This window comes from Dyadobacter linearis (assembly GCF_907165045.1).
GTDB classification, from domain to species: domain Bacteria; phylum Bacteroidota; class Bacteroidia; order Cytophagales; family Spirosomataceae; genus Dyadobacter; species Dyadobacter linearis.
Window position 1 is genome coordinate 283,694 of the sequence record NZ_CAJRAU010000003.1, and the last position, 20,493, is coordinate 304,186.

At 46.6% G+C, this 20,493-nt stretch carries 10 protein-coding genes; 2 read left to right on the forward strand and 8 right to left on the reverse strand.

Annotated elements, in window-relative coordinates; genetic code table 11:
* Nucleotides 1–147 precede the first annotated feature (147 nt).
* The 5 genes from KOD92_RS11680 to KOD92_RS11700 form a co-directional block, all read right to left on the reverse strand.
* Nucleotides 148–2,520, reverse strand: a complete 2,373-nt coding sequence (locus KOD92_RS11680) for an ABC transporter permease (RefSeq protein ID WP_215233753.1) — start codon at nucleotides 2,518–2,520, stop codon at nucleotides 148–150.
* A 45-nt stretch (nucleotides 2,521–2,565) separates the two neighbouring features.
* Nucleotides 2,566–4,941: an ABC transporter permease gene (locus tag KOD92_RS11685; RefSeq protein ID WP_215233754.1), complete on the reverse strand. Its 2,376-nt coding sequence runs from the start codon at nucleotides 4,939–4,941 to the stop codon at nucleotides 2,566–2,568.
* Between the two features lie 219 nt (nucleotides 4,942–5,160).
* Nucleotides 5,161–7,593 carry an ABC transporter permease gene (locus tag KOD92_RS11690; RefSeq protein ID WP_215233755.1) on the reverse strand — a complete coding sequence of 811 codons (2,433 nt, stop codon included), beginning with the start codon at nucleotides 7,591–7,593 and terminating at the stop codon, nucleotides 5,161–5,163.
* Nucleotides 7,594–7,741: 148 nt separating this feature from the next.
* Entirely contained in the window at nucleotides 7,742–10,144 is a 2,403-nt protein-coding gene (locus KOD92_RS11695; protein WP_215233756.1) for an ABC transporter permease, read from the reverse strand.
* 140 nt (nucleotides 10,145–10,284) lie between these two features.
* Nucleotides 10,285–12,696, reverse strand: coding sequence for an ABC transporter permease (locus tag KOD92_RS11700; protein ID WP_215233757.1), 2,412 nt, complete (start codon nucleotides 12,694–12,696; stop codon nucleotides 10,285–10,287).
* Between the two features lie 261 nt (nucleotides 12,697–12,957).
* On the opposite strand from KOD92_RS11700, the gene KOD92_RS11705 reads away from it, so the two are divergent.
* A complete protein-coding gene (locus KOD92_RS11705; RefSeq protein WP_215233758.1) occupies nucleotides 12,958–14,166 on the forward strand; it encodes an ATP-binding protein in 1,209 nt (402 codons plus the stop codon).
* 6 nt (nucleotides 14,167–14,172) lie between these two features.
* Here KOD92_RS11705 and KOD92_RS11710 read toward each other — a convergent pair whose 3' ends face one another.
* Both KOD92_RS11710 and KOD92_RS11715 read right to left on the reverse strand, forming a co-directional pair.
* Entirely contained in the window at nucleotides 14,173–16,614 is a 2,442-nt protein-coding gene (locus tag KOD92_RS11710) for an outer membrane beta-barrel family protein (protein WP_215233759.1), read from the reverse strand.
* Between the two features lie 219 nt (nucleotides 16,615–16,833).
* Nucleotides 16,834–17,202, reverse strand: a complete 369-nt coding sequence (locus KOD92_RS11715) for a hypothetical protein (protein WP_215233760.1) — start codon at nucleotides 17,200–17,202, stop codon at nucleotides 16,834–16,836.
* Nucleotides 17,203–17,374: 172 nt separating this feature from the next.
* Here KOD92_RS11715 and KOD92_RS11720 point away from each other — a divergent pair, with 172 nt between their 5' ends.
* Nucleotides 17,375–17,647 (forward strand): DUF2281 domain-containing protein, encoded by a 273-nt coding sequence (locus KOD92_RS11720; RefSeq protein ID WP_229254644.1) that lies wholly within the window; start codon nucleotides 17,375–17,377, stop codon nucleotides 17,645–17,647.
* A 397-nt stretch (nucleotides 17,648–18,044) separates the two neighbouring features.
* Here the strand turns inward: KOD92_RS11720 and KOD92_RS11725 are convergent, their stop codons facing one another.
* Nucleotides 18,045–20,420 carry an ABC transporter permease gene (locus KOD92_RS11725; RefSeq protein WP_215233761.1) on the reverse strand — a complete coding sequence of 792 codons (2,376 nt, stop codon included), beginning with the start codon at nucleotides 20,418–20,420 and terminating at the stop codon, nucleotides 18,045–18,047.
* Between the last annotated feature and the right edge of the window lie 73 nt (nucleotides 20,421–20,493).

The following is a 20,493-nucleotide window of genomic DNA, read 5'->3' on the forward strand; positions in this document are numbered from 1 at the left end:
TTGTTAGCTGTTGGCTTTTAGCCGTTAGCTGTCGTTCTTTCATTTATCAACGAAATCGAATTATTAGAAAAAGATAGCCAATTGTCAATAGTCGTAACTAACAGCCTATTGCTAATAGCTAACAGCCAATAGCTAAAAGCCATTCCCCTATTCGCTCTTCAAACTTTCTACCGGATCTTTCAATGCTGCTTTTACACTTTGAAAACTGATCGTGAGTAGGGCGATGGTTGCGGCTGTGAGGCCGGCGGAGGCAAATATCCACCATTGAATCTCCACTTTGTAAGCAAAATCCTGTAACCACTTATCCATAAAATAATAGGCGGCCGGAGTGGCAATTACCGCGGCGATGAGGACCAGTTTCAGGAAATCGGCAGACAACAGGCCAATGATCCCGGCCACGGAAGCGCCCAATACTTTGCGGATCCCGATCTCTTTGGTGCGTTGTTCAATAGAAAATATAGCTAAACCAAAAAGTCCAAGGCAAGACAAAAACACCGAAACGCCGGCAAATAAGGAAATCAGGCCCGAAGCCAGTTCCTCCCTTTTATAGAAACCGGCCAGCTCTTCATCGAAAAAACTATATTCAAATACATGGGCAGGGAACTGCCGCTGCCAGATCGCAGCGACGTTTTTGACAGTCGATTTATCCAGGTGATTTAGTTTGACTGCCGCATACCGGTAAAATGCTTTGCTTTGAAAAATCACAGTCGGTTCGATTGCGGAATAGAGATCGGTGTTATTGAAATCGGCCAAAACACCCACAATACGACCAGTTTTGCTTATTTCTCCAATCATTAGATTCTTATTCAGTGCCTCTTCCGCCGATTTCAATCCAAGTGCACGCACCATTTTCTGATTAATCAGCAGTTCGTGAACTGTATCCGATTGTGTAACATTCCTGCCCGCAACCAGCTTCAAACCATAAGTTGCAACGTAATTTTCATCTGCCACCTTCGATCTTGCCGCAAACTTTTCCCAATCCCGGTTTTCAAATTTCACACTACCACCGTAACCTTCCTGGGACGAAGGCGCGCCGCGTAAAAGGGCAAAATGTTCCGTTTCATTCAACGCGCCAATCTCGTTTCTGATCACTGCGATCTTATCGGTTTCCGCCGCCGGCAACCGCACGTGCATGATCAGGTCGCGGTTCATTCCAAGGTCCTTTTTACTGATGTAGTCGGATTGCAGCATGATCAGCAATGCGACCGCGATGAGCACGAACGAAATACTGAATTGTACCACGACCAGTCCCTTTCTCACAGAAAACAGGTTCCGGTTATTTTCTCTTAATAAACCCGTGATAGCCCGCAGCGGATTGAAATTCGATACGATCAATGCAGGATATACGCCCGCCAGTACGAGGATCAGCAGGATCAACAGAACACTAAAAACAGGAAGGCGATAGTCAGCCAGATAATTTACCTCGATCTGCAATCCAAGCCAGTTATTCAGAATTGAAGAGAACAGAATAGAAAGTACCAGCGCAAACAATGCGGATACCAGCGTCAGAACGGCCGTTTCGCGGATAAAAGACCAAAATACCTGCATTTGCGATACGCCCAGCACTTTGCGGATACCCACTTCCTTACTCCGCTTGAATGCCTGCGCGGTGGATAGATTGATAAAATTGAAGCAGGCGATCAGTACCATCAGCAGCGCCACCGTAGCCAGGATGGCGATCGTGGTATATTTGATCTTTCCATTGTAATCGATATTGAAATGGACGTCGGAGAGCGGCTGCAAATGATATTGGAAAATCTTTCCGTTGGCGCCATAGTATTTTTGGGCAAATGCGGGCATCTGCTTTTCAAAAGTTTCCCTGTCCTTTTCCGAGCGGAGCGTCACGTAAGTTTCGCGTCCCGAGTCGATCCAGCCCCAATCTTCGTAACCATATTCCGGAATGATTTTCCGGATGGTAGGAAGAGAAATAAACAGATCTTTCTTAAAATCCGTTTGTTGCGGATAATCGCGGATTACGCCCGCAATCCGTATATTTTCTTTGTTTTCAACGCGCAGGAATTGCCCGACCGGATTTGCATTTCCGAAATATTTCAGTGCATAACTTTCGGTGATTACCGCCTGGTTAGGCGCGTTCAGAGTAGCTGCATTTCCTTCAACCCATTGATAATCAAATATGTTGAAGAAATCAGAATTAGTAAATGCGACGTGCTCTTTTTCAAGATACTTGGTCGACTGGCTGGCGTTTTTGATGTCGATCGTGAGCTCCTTACCGGCCAGATACGCAGCATTTTCCACGTAGCTGAATTCTTTTTTCAAAGTCTGGTGGAGCACAAATGCAGAGCCTCGCTCCTTTTCAACCTGACCGTCTTCAAGATGCAGGTCCACCACAACGCGGTATGTCCTGTCTGCATTGCGATGGTACGTGTCTACACCGAGGTGAAACGAAACCAGCTGAAAAATAATGATCGCGCCCGCCATTCCCACGGCCAGGCCGGTGATATTGATAGCCGAATACACCCGCTGCCTGATCAGCTTCCGCAATGTTATTTTTAGAGACATATCACTGCTTATCAGCTTATTAAATCAATAATGATTGAAATTTCGTCATTCACTTTTAAGACTTTTCACCGGATCCGCCAATGCGGCTTTGATACTCTGAAAGCTGATCGTAAAGAGCGCAATACCCAGCGAAAGCACTCCCGCTAGCGCAAATACCCACCATCCGATCTCGATTTTGTAGGCATAGGTAGTCAGCCATTCATTCATCACAAACCATGAAACGGGCGTGGCGATCAGGATAGCGGCGCAAACGAGTTTGAGAAAATCACCCGAAAGCAATGCAACAATACTGGCTACCGACGCGCCCAACACTTTGCGGACCCCAATTTCCTTGATCCGCTGCTCGGCCGTGAATGCCGCCAGGCCGAAGAGACCCAGGCAGGCAATAAATATCGCGAGGCCGGAAAATATCGTTGAAAGCATTCCAACGATGTTTTCGCTCTTATACACGTACTCATAATCGCTGTCAACAAAACTGTATTTGAAGGGGAAATTCGGATTGATCTTTTTGTAAAGCCGCTCCACGCTTGCCAGTGCCTGGGTTGTCTGCCCCGGCTCGGTGCGGATCAGGATATTACCATAGGGGCCGGGGGCGAGCCGGATAATCAATGGGCGGATAGGTTCGTGCAGGGAATTGAAGTGAAAATCCTGCAACAACCCGACGATCTTACCGGGCCTGTCCCACATAGTCAGCGGCTGTCCAACCGGATTCTTGTACCCGATCCTCTTCGCAGCAGCTTCATTAATGAGGTAATTACTTGAATCAGAAGCAAATTCGGGAGAAAAGTCGCGACCATCGATCAACTTCACTTTCATGGTTTCCGCAAAATCATAACCTGCCGCCGTATTGTTGAAAGAAATCGCCGCCTGCGGATCCTTGCCTGGCCACTTGATACCTTCGGTCGTATTTCCATTGCCTACCGGATTGGTAAACATATTCGTAACAGACTGAATACCTGTCGTTTTCAATAATTCCTGCTTAAACGTCTGGTAATTTTTCGGCAGCTCACCGTCTGAGGTAAGAATGATCAGGTTTTCACGATTATATCCCAGATTTTTATTCCGGATAAATTCCAGCTGCTGGTACACGATCGTCGTGCCGACTATGAGTAACATGGACATTACAAATTGGAATACAACCAACCCACGCCTGAACAAATGCGCCCCGGAGTTGCTCCTGGGGACAGCCAACATACCTTTGAGCGTTTTGAGCGGATTGAGGGCAGATAGAAATAATGCCGGATAACTGCCCGCCAGAATGCCCGTAAAAAGAAGCATTCCCACCAAAATCACCCAGAAATAAGGCTGCTCAAAAGGCAATACCAATGCTTTGTCTGTCAATTGATTAAACGACGGGAGTACCAGTATGATCGTCAAAATAGCGAGCAGCATGGCGAGACAGGTGAGCAGCATTGCTTCTCCCATAAACTGACCGATCAGCGAAGGTCGCCCAGCGCCTACTACTTTTCGCACGCCCACTTCCCGTGCCCTGCGGCCCGCCCTTGCGGTTGCCAGGTTCATAAAATTGATCACGGCGATGAGCAGCAGAAAACCGGCTACAATGGCAAGCAGCCTTACGTGATCGATCCGGCCACCGTGCAGGTATCCGTCTTTAAAGTTCGAATAGAGGTAAGCCTCGGTCTCGGGTTGAAGGAAGAGATTAATATGAAATGTTTTACCAAAATCAGTATTCCTGCCTTTCAGAAACCATTTCAGCCCCGCATCCACCACAGATCTGTCTGATTCTTCACGCAACATTAATCTCGTTTTCGGTCCCGCATTGGTCCACTCTTTCAGCCAGGGTTCGCGCGCAATAAATTGGTCCCAGCTTAACAGGAAATCGTATTGGTCGGAAGAACTGGCTGGCAGGTTTTCGAAAACCGCAGTAACCTGGTAGTTCTTTGAATTATCAAATTGAATGGATTTTCCAAGTGCGGCAGCCGGCGTACCGAAGTAATGCTCAGCCACTTTTCGGGAAATAGAAAGACTTCCCGGCGCGCTCAATGCAGTTTTCGGAGTGCCGGCAAGCAGAGGCACACTATAAATATGGAACCAGTCGCTCCCTGCAAAACAACCGTTAAAACGTTCTGACTTTTCGTTCAGGCTCAGCAAATGCCCTTCCTGCCAGGAAAGTCCGGCGGCATATAATACCTCGGGAAACTGTCTTTTGAGTTCGTCAGCCAGGATTCCCGGCGTATCATCATCAGCCACCACCTTCCCGTCGGTGAACTCCCGCTCCATCACCCTGTAAATGCGCGACGCATTTGCATAACCCCTCCCAATGCTCCATTCATCGCTGATCCAGAGTAAAATAAGCAAACTCGCCGCCATCCCAAAAGCAAGTCCAAGCACATTAATAGCCGAAAATGCCTTGTTCCGCAGGAAATTCCGCAAAGCGATTTTAAAGTAGTTCCGGATCATATTTTCAGTATTAGTATTAATATCTAAGATCAGCTCGATTACCCCATATCGCAAAACTTTCCTCCCTACGCGGCCCCTGCTTCCTCCCTTCCTCTTTCCTCCCTACGCGGTCCCCCCTTTCCTCCTTCGTCCTTCCTCCTTCCTCCCTACGCGGGCCGCCCTTTCCTCCCTTCCGCCCTTTCCTCCCTCCCTTCCTCCTTCCTCCCTACGCGGGCCGCCCTACTCCGATTTCAAAGCCCTGACCGGATTCATCAACGCTGCTTTAATACTCTGGAAACTAACTGTGATAAATGCGATGATGATCGCCAGTACCGCGCCGGCGGCGAACATCCACCAGCTGATACCGATCTTGTACTGGAAGTTTTGCAGCCACTTATTCATGAAATACCAGGCGACCGGCGAGCCGACCACGATGGCGATGAAAACCAGTGTCAGAAAATCTTTTGACAATAATCCTACAATGCTGCCAACCGACGCGCCGAGCACTTTTCGTACGCCGATCTCTTTCATACGCTGCTGCGCCATGAATGTGGCGAGGCCAAACAATCCGAGGCAGGCGATGAAAATGGATAACCCGGCGAAGATCTGGTACAGCCGGCTCATTTGTTTTTCCTGTTTGTAAAAATCCTCGATCGTTTCGTCAAAGAACTTACTCTGAAATGCTACCTCGGGAAATATCTTTGCGTGCGCCTTCTCAATATAACTTACTGATTTTGAAAGGTTTTTGGTGCGAATTTTGATCCCGCCCTGCCAGTAAAACTCTTTCATCGGCATAATCACAATCGGCTGCAATGCCTCACGCGCGGAGCTGGACTTGAAATCTTTCACAACGCCCACGATCGGCCGCCAGTCGCTGCCGCCCGTTCTGATATTTTTTCCGATTACCGCATTTGCGTCGCGAATTCCCAGTTTCCGGAGCAACGTTTCGTTCACCACGCACGATTTGGTCGAGTCGCCAGCACGGAATCCGGTACCTGCTACCAGTTCTATACCGTAAGTTTCAAGATAGTCTTCATCGGCGAATTTCTGGAACAACTGGAATTCTTCATCTTTGCCACGGTTATCGAAAGCAAAGTTGCCCGACCATTTATCGTCAGACGAAGGAACGTCGGACGCGAAACTGACAGATTCAATTTCCGGGTTTTGTAATAATTCATTTTTAAATGCCTGATTCCGACTTGCATAAGCATCGTCCAAAACCAGTGTATAAACGCTTTCTTTGACAAAACCCAGGTCGAGACTTTGCACAAAATTCATCTGCGTAATCGTCACGATCGTGCCTACTATCAATATTTGCGACACGCCAAACTGAATGATGATCAATGCTTTTTGCAACGAAATCCCAGTCAGCGAGCGGGTTGTCACCTTACTTTTAATCGCCTCGATCGGCTTGAAGCCCGACATAATTAGCGCCGGGTAAGATCCCGCTATAAGGCTGATCAAGAGTGTGATACCAATTATAAACAGCCAGATTTGAGGATTAGAGATAACCGGCAGTTCCGCGGGTACCTGTGATATTTTACCAAGAAGCGGGACACACAGCATTGCGATCACAGCGCCCAGCACCACCGAAAAACTGACTATCAGGATCGTTTCGCTAAAAAACTGCCTGATCAGTTCGCGCCGGCTGCTGCCCAGTACTTTCCGCACACCTACCTCCATCGAGCGGCGGGCAGATTGCACCGTTGCGAGATTGACAAAGTTGACGCAGGCCATAAAAATGATCAGTACTCCGATCACGCCGAGGGTCCGCAATACGGTCCGGCTGGTTTGATGCCCCGAAAAGTTATTGAACCGGCTGTCGTGATGCTGGTCTGCGAGCGGGCTCAGTAAAAGGGAAATCTTCTTCTTATCGTCCTTATTGTTGTAATGTTTGCTCGAAAATTTCGCCAGCAGCTTATTTACAGTCTCGACCGTCATATTTTCGGGCAGTAGTACAAAAAGCTGATCGTTGCTGCTCGTCGAGCCCCAGTTTTCAAAATCCCCAAACCCAAAAAGCAAGGGATTTTGCCGCTTCGTCTCATAGGAAACAACCATATCGACCGGAAGATCAGTGTTGATCGGAGGATTGGCGACAATTCCGCCCACTTTCACTACCGTTTTGTTATTGATCTTCAAATACTGACCCACTGCATTTTCCCAGCTTCCAAAATACTTTTCCGCCCTGCGTTGCGAGAGAACTACCACATTCGGATCTTTCAAAACTGCTTTGGTACCGGTGAGCCACGGAAAATCGAAGAGTTCAAAGAATGCAGGCTCGGTCATCAGCCCATCGTCCTCTTCCCTGAATTTTTTATCGGCGGATTGATTGTTCGCATTTTTACCCAAAACCGTCACCTGTGCATCCATGGTACCATACACGGAAACGATCTGTTCCAGCTGCGGCAGGTCGACTTTCAACGCAGGCGCAAAAGGAAGCGGGTTTCCAGGCGTGTAATCGATCTGTCCGCCCGGATATTGCGTTTGCCGCACGATCCGGTGAATCCGGTTCTGTTTGGCGTGAAACCGGTCGAACCCGGATTCATAATTATATACAACATACAGCAGCAAACAAGCCGCCACCCCAATCGAAAGACCCATCACATTCAGGATCGTATAATTGCGGTACCGCAACAAAGTGCGAAAAGCGATTTTCAAATGTGTTGTGATCATGGCGTTCTTTGGCTATTAGCCATTAGCTTTTGGCTATTAACTATTGGTTCTAAAATCTTACTATTTACTTAACCCTTCCTCCCTAAGCGGGCCTTCCTCCTTGCTCCCTTTCCTCCTTCCTCCATTCCTCTTTCCTCCTTCCTCCCTTTCACTCACTCCTCAAAGATTTAACCGGATTCATCAATGCCGCCTTGATACTTTGGAAACTGACCGTAAACAGGGCGATTGCTACTGAAATGAGGCCGGCGAAGAGGAATACACTGATATTGACATTGGTATGATACGCGAATTCCTGCAACCAGGTCGTCATGGCGTACCAGGCGATCGGCGATGCGATTAGAATTGCGATAAGTACAAGTTTCAGGAAATCATTGGAGAGCATAATTACCAGGCTCGTTACCGAAGCGCCCAGCACTTTGCGCACGCCAATTTCTTTCGTGCGGATCTCGGCCATGAACATCGACAGACCTAGTAAACCGAGGCAGGAAATGAAAATCGCTATTCCTGCGAATATTCCGAAAAGCAGCTGCTGCGTTTGCTCGCGGGCATACAGGTTACCAAATCGCTGGTCGAGGAATTCGTAGGAAAAAGGGATTTCCGGAAACTGGCGAGTCCAAACGGATTCCACGTGCGCCAATGCATTTTTGAGATTTCCTCCTGAAATTTTCACTGACATCCAGCCCAGCTGCCCGTGCTGCGCAAACATTACCACCGGCGACACTTTCTGGTGCAGCGATTCAAAATGATAGTCTTTCGTAACCCCCACGATCTGGCCGCGAATTTCCCCGTAGCCAAACCTGGCGCCAATCGCGTCCGCGGGATTCTTCCAGCCCAGTAATTTGACAGCGGTTTCGTTAAGGATAAATCCATTCGTTTTGTCAGTAGGAAAATCACGCGAAAAATTGCGCCCAGCTGCCATTTCGATTTTATAAGTAGGAATAAAATCCTCGTCGATTCCCAGCGATTTGATATTGATATCTGCGGGAGCCAGCGAATCTCCTTTCATTACATAAGCCCCCCAGGAATCGAGCAGCCTGCCCGACGGAATGCGCGACGAGCGGCCTACTTCCATGATATTGCTGTTGGATTTGAGCTGCTGCCGGATACTTTCATAATTCACAGCAGAGTCACCGCCGGCCCTCAGCAACAACACCTGGTCTTTGGAATAACCCAGCTTGTAATTTTGCACATATTGCATTTGCTTGTAAACCACAGTCGTGCTCACGATCAATACGACGGCAATCGCAAATTGCGTCACGACCAATACCTGCCGCAGTTTTCCATTTTTTAATGCCGAAGAAACTTTCCCTTTGAAAACGCTGAGCGGGTGAAAGGAAGTCATAAAAAACGCCGGGTAGCTTCCTGCGATCAGACCTGTAAAAAGCGTGATACCTAGTAAAATGGAAAGGAAAATCGGGTCCAGCAATGCATTGAACGAAAGCTGTTTTTGGGTGAATTCATTCAAAAGCGGCAGACAAAGTGTGACCAGTACCACGGCAAAAAACAACGACACAATCACCAGCAGCATCGATTCACTCAGGAACTGGCGGACCAGCTGGTGACGCACCGCACCGATCACCTTCCGCATTCCGACTTCCTTGGCGCGTGTTGCAGATTTGGCAGTAGCGAGGTTCATATAATTGATGCAGGCGATGAGCAGGATAAACATCGCAATGGCCGAAAACAGGTACACATACTGAATATCCCCATTCGCTTCCAGTTCCGAATCCAAGTGCGAATGCAGGTGAATATCGGTCAGTTTCATCAGGTCCAGCCGCGAGTAACTCGACGCGTTTGCATCAATATGTTTGTTTTGGAAAGCCGGAAATGCTTTAACCAGCTTTTGCGCATAATAACCTTTCGGAAGCAGCAGAAAAGTAGAAAAAGAATTGTTGCCCCAGTTGCTCCGCAAACCTTCCGCGCCATAAACGCGGCTGTCGTTCAAAGTGGAAAATGAGACCAGAAATTGGGGATGAAAATGCGATTGTGCGGGCAGCGGCTCAAAAACCCCGGTAACTGTATAATCCAGCTGGTTGTCCATCCGGATAATCTTGCCCATCGGGTTTTCCTTTCCAAAATACTTTTCCGCCATTGGCCGGGAAAACATGATAGAAAATGGATTAGCAAGCGCAGTTTGCGGATTTCCCAACTTCACATCAAAGGAGAAAACCTTGAAAATGTTCTGCTCGGCTGCGAAGAGAGCATCTTCATTAAAATTCTTTTCCCCATACTTCAGATTCGCCCCGATATCGAGCATTCGCACGACTTCTTCCACCTCCTGAAAATCCTGTTTGATCAACGGCCCGAATGGCGGCGCAGCGTGTCCCAGCCGGAGTGACTCTGTACCATCTTTTGAAATGAAAGTTCTCGAAAGTCTGTAAATCCGGTCAGCATTCGTGTGGAACCTGTCGTAGCTCAGCTCATCTTTCACGTAAAGCGAAAGCAGCAAAAAGCAAGCAAGCCCGATCGCTACACCGGAAATATTGATCATACTGAAAGCCTTGTGTTTCAGCAGATTTCGAAGTGAGATTTTGAGATAGTTTTGAAGCATGGCTTTTTTTTGGGAGAATGGAGGAACGGAGGAAGGAGGAACGGAGGAAGGAGGAACGGAAGAAGGGAGGAACGGAGGAGGGAGAAATAAAAAATAAGTGCAAAAGTCCTTCCTCCTTCCTCCCTTTCCTCCTTCCTCCCTTAATCCGATCTCAACGATTGAACCGGATTCATTAACGCTGCTTTGATCGTTTGAAAACTGATTGTGATGAATGTGATTAGTATTGCGATGGCCCCGCCGGCTATGAAAACCCACAGGCTGATATCGATGCGGTAGGCGAAATCTTTCAGCCACTCATTCATGAAATACCAGGCAATGGGCGATGAGATGATGATGGCAATTATTATTAGTTTGACAAAATCCCTTGAAAGCAGCATTACGATACTTGTTACCGATGCGCCCAGCACTTTCCGCACACCGATTTCCTTGGTTCGTTGCTGCGCGATAAAGGCGATCAATGCGAAGAGCCCGAGGCAGCTGATGAGGATTGTTACGAATGAAAATATTTCGAGAACCGTGGAGACCTTGTTCTCGGCGTTGTACATTTCTTCAAATTCCTGATCCAGGAAATGGTATTCAAATGGCCGCAACGGGAAATTCGATTTCCAGCTCTTTTCCAGTATTTGCACTGCCTCAGAAGCCTCCCTGCCAGTCACTTTGACAAGCATTTTACCAAAAAAATCGTATTCAGGCATAATGGCGATCGGGCTGATCTTTTCGTGTAGCGACCGGAAATGAAAATCCTGCGCAACTCCCTTTACCTTACCCTGCCTGCCATTCATATTAACCATCTTACCGAGTGCGGTCGCAGGTGTCCAGCCAAGTCCTTTAACCGCAGATTCGTTCAGGATAAAAGCGTAGCTTCTCAGCTGAAAACTGTCTTGCGTGGCTTGTACAATGTCGGTTTCATTAAAATTCTCGCCTGTGACAAGCTTCATTCCCATGGTAGGCACAAAGTCTTTTTCGACTGGTATTGCGGTGATATTCATTCCAAAACCTGCCGGCTTGTCTGCCGCGGTAATGTTGTAGCCGCCCTGCACATTCAGCGGCGAATCGTAGGAAGCAGTCACCGATCTCACGGCTGAATTACTGAGCAGCTCGCCTTTCATCGCAGCCAGTTTGCTTTTGGAAATACCCGAATTGATATCCAGCACAATGATCTGGTCGGGATTCATGCCCAGGTTTTTATTCTGGATAAATCTCAACTGCTGACCGGCAATGAGCGTAGCGATAATGAAAAGCATGGAGATCGTAAATTGGAACACAACCAGAAAGTTGCGCAGCCCGCCGCCGCTATTGCTGGAAAGCGAAGTTCCTTTCAATACCTTAACTGGCTCGAAACCAGACAAAACCGCAGCCGGATATGCCCCGGACAAAAGTGTAATAACAAGAAAAAGAACAAATAGCGTGACTTCAAAAGAGAGCGCTGGCCAAACGCCCAGATCCAGCACTTTCCCGGTAAGGCTGCTGAGGCCGGGCAATGCAAGCATGGTGATCAGGAATCCGATAGCCGTAGCGACGAATGTGATCATCCCGCTTTCGAATATATGCTGACCGAAAAGCTGCATACGCAGTGCACCGATCACTTTCCGCACACCCACTTCCCGCGCCCGAACTGCTGAGCGGGCGGTTACCAGGTTGATAAAATTAATGCAGGCGATCAGCAGGATCAGTACCGCAATGCCGGATAAAATGTAAATGTATTTGTAGTTACCCGAAGCTTCGGTACCATTTGTAGCTTTGGAATAAAGGTGAATTGCATGAAACGGTTCGAGTTCCAGCCTCACTTTGAAACTCGGATTCCGTGGGTCTGCCAGGTTTTTGCTCACATATCTGTCTACCTTGGCCTGCAATGTTTTAAGATCCGCATTCGGTTTCAGCAGGACATAGGAAAAATCATTGGCTGAGTCAAAAGCTTCCGTTTTGGAGCGGGGTAAAGTACTATAACTACCGACCCAATTGAATTTAAGGTGAGAATAGGAAGGTACATCTTTAATAACGCCGGTTACCTGCAAGGTCAGGCGCTCATTCATTTTCACAGACTTACCGATCGCACTGCCTTTTCCGAAGATCTTGGCCGCCGTAGTCTGGTCGATCACCACCGAATTGGGCTGAGATAGTGCCGTAGCAGGGTTACCTTCTACAAAAGGATATTGAAAAACTTTGAAAAAGGAAGAATCCGCAAATACGACTTTCCGCTCACTAAACAACTGATCGTTATATTGAACAGAAACGGAACCGTCGGCGCTGTACGGATAAATGCGGGCTGCACTTTCTATCTCGCTGAATTCCCTTGAAAAAACCGGCGCGACCGCAGTCGGCGTCATCGCAATATAAACTGACTCTCCTTCCCCCGACTGATAAAACAGGTTCACCCGCGCAATTCTCTCAGAGCCAGGCTGAAAACGGTCATAACGCAGCTCATGCAGCACATAAGTAGCCAGCAGCAAAAAGCAACTGACACCGATTGCAAGTCCGGTTACGCTGATGAAAGTATTGGTTTTATATTTCCAAAGACTGCGGAAAGCGATTTTAAGATAGTTTTTTAGCATAGCGGCTGTCGGCTTATAGCTGTTAGCTTTTGGCTGTTAGGTTTTGATTGGAACCTGGCTCTAAATTTGTGCCATTAGCTTAACTATTAAGTTTTCAACTAGTTATGATATATAAAATGTTCGATTTCGGACATTTGTGTTCTGTGTTCGCTTGGTTATTTTTCATGTACTCCTAACCATACACAAACTTGTCCAATAGTAACGAACAACTTTGTTTGATACTAATGAACAAAAGTATATTTTTGTATCAAAAGATCTGTTATGATACTGCAATCTGTACTAGCGAATGTAATGGAAGCCCAGAAGTCCAACGTCCATGATCTCGACCTTGGGCTTCGGCGAAGTGCGCTGGCTATATTGCCGGATATAACATCCCATGCATTGATAGTCTCCGGAATCAGGCGCTCGGGGAAGAGTACATTGCTATATCAGTTACTGAAAGAAAAATACCCCGAAGCACTTTACCTGAATTTTGAAGATACCCGACTATACAATTTTGAGCCGAATGACTTTTCGCGGCTGGACGCGATCATAAAAGAATCAAAGACCAATGTTCTTTTTTTTGATGAAATACAGATCATCGATCGTTGGGAAACGTATGTCAGGCAAAAACTCGATGAAGGCTGCAAAGTGGTAATCACGGGCTCCAATGCATCGTTACTTAGCCGCGAGCTGGGCACAAAATTGACTGGCAGGCACATTACAAAAGAGCTTTTCCCTTTTTCTTTCACTGAATTTATAAATTACAGAAAGTGGCAGCCTTCCGAAGAAGCTGTGATGGCCTACCTGCACACTGGTGGGTTTCCTGAATATGTAAAATCGGGATTGGAAGAAGTGCTCCATCACCTTTTCGAAGACATATTAATCCGCGATATAGCGGTTCGTTACGGCGTTCGTGATGTTAAAACGCTGCAAAGACTTGCATTGTACCTGGTCTCAAATGTGGGCAAACTGGTTACCGGCAACCGGCTCAAAGGGCTTTTCGAAATCGGTTCCACCAGCACGATCATGGATTATTTGTCACATCTGGAATATACATATCTGTTCCATTTTATCCCAAAATTCAGTTACTCCACAAGAAAGCAGCTGGTTAATCCACGCAAAATATATGCAGCCGACACAGGTATGATCAATGCCAATTCAGGATCATTTACTGATGATTTTGGTCGAAAATTTGAGAATATGATATTCCTTCATTTACGCAGGGATTTTAAAGAAATATATTACTTCTCAGAAAAGAATGAATGTGATTTTGTGGTCTTTCAAAAAGGTGCAGCAAAGAAGCTGTTACAAGTTTGTTACGAACTCACACCCGATAATCTGGATCGCGAGATGAATGGTTTGTTTGAAGCAATGGATTTTTTCAAATTAAGTGAAGGTACCATTGTCACACTACACCAAACCGAAGAATTCGAAAGGGACGGAAAAGTTATAAAAGCAGTTCCGGCCTTTCAATTTCTCGCGGAGTAACTCCCTTTAACCTCCATTCTGCACATCGTCGTTGCGGATTCCTCTTTTGTTCTTTTTGATCGCCTCTTTCAGCTTACCGAATTTGTAGTTGAGGCTGAAATTGAATGTGCGGAAGTAATCTCTCCGGTAGTCAAGTTGATTAAAATCAGGGCCGTAAGTCTCTCTGCGCCAGTTTCTGAACTTCGTGAAAGGATTATTGGCGGCGGCAGAAAGTGACAATTTATCTTTCATAATATCCTTGCTAATACTAAATGAATAGCTGGTCATAGCATTATTGGTGCCTTGCAAATTGATATTCCGGCCATTTACATTCAGGTTCGCATTGAGCCGCCAGTCCTTTTCCAGACGATAACCCGTCGAAGCCGATACCTGCGACATAATACCCTGATTGGTAACCGGTATATTGTTCACCGTCCCTTTCACCTTTCCGTGCGCCACCCTCGCATTCAGACTGAAATTCCATTTTTTGGTGATCGGATAATTGGCATTCAGCATTCCGGTGATCAGCCGCGCGGTACCTGAATTTTCGAAAGAAGTCTGGGTGATATTGGTTTCAGGATTGTAAACAGCCACGCCGAAAATCAGATCGCGGAATGCGGTGAGGCCCACACCTACATTTACAGAAGCTTTTTTGTTCAAACTATAATTCAGAGAAATGTCATTGACGAAGGCAGGACGCAGATTGGGGTTGCCGGTCCTTTCAAAATTAGGATTAGATCGGTCGATAAAAGGGTTCAGCTGCCAGATACCCGGCCGCTGGATGCGCTGCGAATAGCCCAGGTTGAGCGCATTATTATTCTTCAATTTCCGGTTCACCGACACCGACGGGATCACATTAAAATAGTTCTGGCGCACCTTCGAATCGGTTGAAATAAAATCTGCATCCACGATCGTCTGCTCGATCCGCACGCCGGCTTTCAGTGACCATTTTTTAAGATTGTACTGATACGTATTGTAGGCGCCAAAAACGTTTTGAATGTTGCTGAACTTGTTGCTCATATCCTTATTGATCAGATACTGACCGCTTTCCGGATTGAACGTTTCATATTGAAAATCACTGCGGTTATCCCTCATTATTCCCTTCAAACCTGCTTCAATGCTCAGCTTTTTGACGGGATAAACGTAATCCACCTGAAACGTCTGCTCCGAAAATCCCTGATCATTTACCTGCCTGTAATCAGGAAGCTCAAAATTGATCTGGTCAGTAATATCCAGGTTGTTTTTTTGTTTATTATTAAATCCAAAATACCGGTAGGAAAGGGTCAGCAACCGGCCTTTATCCGCTTTGGAAGTCCGCTGAAAATTGACTGCCGCATCCATTCCGTTTCCATTTCCATTGTTGTCGTTATTGATCCGGTAAGCTTCCAGGATCTCGCCGTTTCCGCTTAAACGGGAGGTTTGATAACCCAAACCATCCGAATAGCTTCCATTGATATTGAACTGCGCGCTCAGCAGGTTCAGCGTATCGATCTCATAACTGATCTCGTAGCCCACATAGCCGCTGTTATTCTCCGACCGCGACGATCCTTCCTGAAACATAATGGTATTGCGCTCGCCGAAAGTGCTCCGGTTCACCCCATTCACGGTCGACGGCGTGCGATACTGGCTCCCGCCCAACAAAACCGTCATACCAACCTTACCGAGTTTGGCAGCAAATGTGCCTCCCACACCCGGGCCGCCTACCGGAAACCGCTCGCTGAGGGTGATCGTACCATTATAACCGTTGTCGATTTTGCGGTGGGTGATGATATTGATAATCCCGGCAAGCCCCTCAGCATCGTACTTGGCTGGCGGCGTAGTGATCACTTCAATGCGCTCAATAGACGAGGCCGGCATACTTCTGAGCACTTCCTTGTAGCTCCGCTCCATCATACTAGAAGGCTTTCCGTTGATCAGGATCTTGAAATCGGTATTCCCTTTCAGCTGGATATTATCGTCCCCGTCGAGCGCCAGGTAGGGTACTTTGCGCATCATATCCAGAACACTGTAAATCTTGCTTTCCGGATCAGCCTGCAAGTCGTAAGAAATCCGGTCGACTTCCTGTTGAACAATAGGTTTTACACTTGTTACCGTCACTTCCTTCAACCCAACGGTAGTCGGGCTTAACTTAATGCGGCCCAGATCGATCACGGATCGGGTACTGTCGCTCAGATCGGCGGTCAGCAATTTGGTGCCGTAGCCTACTCCCACGATCGCGACCGTGTGGTTGGCTGGTTTTAATTTGTCAAAAACAAAACTTCCATCTTCTTTGGTAAAATCGGCTTTTACAGCAGTAACCTTGTCTACCAGTAAATTTACTGTAATAAAATCCATCGGCTTGCCGCTCAGTGAATCGGTGACAACACCCCTGATCTGGCGGCCGGATAGTACAGATTGCCCTAAAGAATCCTGAATGCAAATCAATCCCGAGAGTAAGAGCGACAGCAGGAATAATAGTAACGATTTCATGGCTTTTTATTTTTATGGCTAATAGATGCAGCAACAAATGTATAGTAAGGTACTTTGTTATGCAAGGTACTATATGGAAATATCCTCGTTTCGTGATGAGCGGTGCATTAGCAGGTTTGAAAGGAAATTTGAAGAATAGAGAGGATTGCCTTAATGCCAAAAAATTAGCCAGATCTCTACGACCTGGCTAATGTATTTTTCATGGCTAAATTTTAATCCTTATCCTCTCCAATTACCTCTTCTGCTCGCATTCTGGTAAGCGAACAGGCGCTGGCGCTGCACCGGGTTAAGAACCGAAAGGATCTCTTTGTGTTTTTGTTGTTCCAATCTCATCGCACCCTGGTAGGTGTGGGCTCTCTGGTTACGCGGCGCCAGGCGGTCATATTTGTTCTCGATCCTTTTGATCTGATTTTCCTGTTTGCGGGTCAGCTTCACGATGTTGTCCAGCTTGTTGATCTGGAACTCCTCGTAAGCGTTCTCCATTCTGGCATTTTCGCGCGGAGACTGGTGGCCTCTGTAACTTTGTGCGAAGCTGTTTCCGATGGTCAATGTTACTATTGTTGCGATTGCTAAGATGGTCTTTTTCATGGTTTCTAATGTTTAATTTGTTCGTTTATGGTGGTTAGAGGGAGATTTCGCCCCTGCGTTTAAGGCGCTCTGACCGCCAATCTGCGAACTGCACCAATCAACAGACCGTCTGGTAATTTTTATCGACGAATGGGAAGTTCAACGCTGCCGTTAGTCCATTGCCGATGCTCGTATGAAATTTCAATTATCAGTATTTTGTATATTTGATTATCAGCAAACTAATAAAGCTATGCTAACCACTGTAAGAGGAATTTTCGAGAATGGAAAAGTGACCCTAATGGAAATCCCGCCTGTCAATAAAAAGACAGAGGTTGTGGTCACTTTTCTTGAAGACATAAAATTAGAGCAGCCACTGACGAAACGAGTGGCTGGCATATTGAGTGGAAAAATAATTATGTCAGATGATTTTGACGAACCTCTGGATGAATTCAAAGAATATATGTAAATGAAATATTTACTTGACACACACACATTATTGTGGTTTCTAGAAGATAATGCGAAGCTTTCGAGAAAGACAAAAAGTCTTATAGAGGCGGTTGATAACGATGTTTATGTTAGTGTGACAAGTTGGTTTGAGATTCAGTCAAACTTACAATCGGAAAGCTAATACTACCTGATTCACTTTCAGACACCATTGCTAAATCAACTTTTAATCGAATAACGACGGTTGGTATATCACAAGATCACACGATATTTTATCAGAAACTTCCAATATTTGGTAATCACAAAGACCCTTTTGACAGGATGATCCTAGCGACAGCAATCACCGAGGGATACCAATTAATTTCCGTAGACCCCAAATTTCGCTTTTACAGCACAATAGTCCAGGTTATCTGGTGAAATCACTCACTCCTCAGCGACTTCACAGGATTTGTCAAAGCTGCTTTAATAGCCTGGAAACTAACGGTTAACAACGTTATCAGGATTGCCGTGAAAGCGGAGATGGCGAATACGAACCAGCTGAGCTCAATATGATATTCATACCGTTTGAGCCAGTCACTGAGAAAATATAGGGCGATTGGTGAAGCAAGGACGCAGGATATCAGAACCAAGTAAATAAACTCCTTGGACAACATCGCCCACATTTGCGCCACACTGGCACCCAGCGCTTTGCGAATACCGATTTCCTTTGTGCGCTGCTCTGCTGTATATGCGGCAAGTCCGAACAAACCGAGACACGAAATAATGATCGCCAGCACTGCAAATACCCGCGCCAATTTCCCGATCCGCTCCTCCGCTCTGAACTTCGCATCGTATTCATCATCGGCAAATTTGAATGCGAAAGGCGAATCCTGATCGTGCTTGCGGAACACTGCTTTTACTTTTTTCAATGCCTGATCAGCCGGCTTGCCCGGCAGCAGCTTGACATTAATGAGACTAGCCCATTCATAATTAAGCATAAAAATAGTAGGCACAGCCGGTTCATAAGGAGACTGCATCACCATATCCTTGATCACACCCACTACCTGCATCGGTTTCTTATTGTAACGGATCGTCTTGCCGACAATATCCTTGATCCCAGTCAATTTTACGGCAGCTTCATTGAGTACAAACGCGGAAGTATCCGTGGAATAATCTCTCGAAAAGTCTCGTCCGTCAATGATCTTCCACCCTATTGTTTTTCCAAAATCGTGGGTGCAGGCGATCGTGCCGAAAAGCGGCATGGAGCCGGCTTCCATTCCGTCCCATTCGAAACCGATCTGATTGGAATTAATGCTGGTAGTAGGACTGGAAGACTCGCTCATTTCGTGCACGACGCCCGTTTTCATCAGATCGTCGCGCAGCGGGTAGTATTTTCCGAACAGGTTCGGCGACATATCGATCTGCAATAGTCCCTGCCGGTCGTACCCAACCGGTCTGCTTTTGGCGTGCTGTATTTGCTGAAAAACGATGATCGTACCAATAATCAAAGTAATAGAAACGGTAAACTGCATTACCACCATAACCTTCCGGGGAACAGCCGACCATTTCCCAACTTTAAACGTGCCTTTAAGTACAGCCAAAGGGTTGAAAGAAGACAGATAGAAGGCGGGGTAACTGCCCGAAATCAAACCTGTGAACAGCGAAAAAACGATAAGCGCGAGCCAGAACTGCGGAGAGAAGAATGGAAATTCGACCTGCTTTCCGGATAAGTCATTGAATGCGGGTAAACAAATGAGTACAAACAAAACGGCCAGGATCAATGCGAAACAAACCACCAGAAACGATTCGCTCAAAAACTGGAACACGAGCTGACTGCGTAACGAACCGATCGATTTGCGTATCCCCACTTCTTTCGCCCGCTTTTCCGACCGGGCAGTGCTCAGGTTCATAAAATTGATACATGCCAGCAGCAGTACAAAAACGCCTATGATCGTAAACAGCCACACAAACTGAATACCGCCGCCTATATTCAGGCCATTCTTGAAATCGGAATACAAATGCCAGCGGCTCATCGGATGCAAAAAATACTGCGGTTTATCCGTTTTGGAGAATGCATGCGGCATTTCTACATCCCTGATCTTCAACGAAGCCTTTGCAATATCAACGTTGTCGGCTACCTGTGCGAAAAACTGAAACGAATGGTTGCCCCACTCCTGCTGCGCCGATTTCACCCAATTCTCAGCTTGCAGGTAATCATTCCACGGCAGGATCAGGTTCAATTCGTGGAAGTTGGAGTTAAAGGGAATATCTTCATAAATCCCCGTTACCTTGACATTCTTCTTGATATCTAGTTGCAAGGTCTTATTGAGCGCCTCTTCGTTTCCAAAAAGTGATTTGGCGAGAGACTCGGAAATCATAATGGAACCGGGATTTTTGAGCGCATTATAATCCCCTTTGATCATTTTTAACGAAAGCATTTCCGGTAGCGAAGGCTCCGCGTACATTCCTGGTTTGTTGATCTTTTTATCTCCATTAGCCAGCAAATGCCCATAATTCCACGACGCAAGCGAAGTGAACTTGAAATTCGAACCGTATTTCGTAGCCATTTCTGTGACCGCCGGGATAGAAACCGCTGTCCCCGTGAACGTCTGGCCGTTGAAAGTCTGGTTGATCCACGCCTGGGTTACCCTGTCATAGTTTTTATGGTATTTATTGTACGACAATTCGTCCCAGACCCAAAGCCCGATCAGCATTGCAACTGCAATACCAACTGCCAGCCCGATGATATTGATAAAAGAGTAAACCTTGTTTTTGGAAAGGTTTCGGAGGGCAATTTTAAAGTAATTCCTGATCACAGCTAATAGGGTTTAATATCATATCCAAAAGATTGCTTTTCTTACCTGGAAGTTGCATGCACGAAGCCAGGCA